Here is a 517-nt window from a genome sequence, read left to right on the forward strand (position 1 = left end):
TCTGGGCGCCTACATGGCCAACAAGGTCGAGATGACCAAGATGCCCGAGCTGGTGGCCTTCATGCACAGCATGATCGGCCTGGCGGCGGTGTTCATCGCGGTGGCCGCGGTGGCCGAGCCCTGGGCCTTCGGCATCACGGCCGCACCGGTGGCCGCGGCCATCGGCAGCGTCACGGTCGATGGCGGCGCGGTGCTGATCGACGGCTTCCTGCGCTACGCCATCCCCACGGGCAACCGGCTGGAACTGTTCCTGGGCGCGGCCATCGGCGCCATCACCTTCAGCGGCTCGGTGATCGCCTTCGGCAAGCTCTCGGGCAAGTACAAGTTCCGCCTGTTCCAGGGCGCGCCGGTGCAGTTCTCGGGCCAGCACCTGCTCAACCTGGTGCTGGGCCTGTTGACCGTCGCGCTCGGCCTGGTGTTCGTCTTCACCGAGAGCTGGACCGCCTTCTTCGCGATGCTGGCGCTGGCCTTCGTGATGGGCGTGCTGATCATCATCCCGATCGGTGGCGCGGACATG

At 67.5% G+C, this 517-nt stretch carries 1 protein-coding gene; it reads left to right on the forward strand.

Going from position 1 to position 517, the window contains the following annotated elements; all coding sequences use genetic code 11:
* A partial coding sequence (locus K0H49_RS29585) for an NAD(P)(+) transhydrogenase (Re/Si-specific) subunit beta (protein WP_257625283.1) occupies window positions 1-517 on the forward strand: 517 nt, incomplete at both ends.

This window comes from Variovorax boronicumulans, from assembly GCF_019352895.1.
Classification (GTDB): domain Bacteria; phylum Pseudomonadota; class Gammaproteobacteria; order Burkholderiales; family Burkholderiaceae_C; genus Variovorax; species Variovorax boronicumulans_A.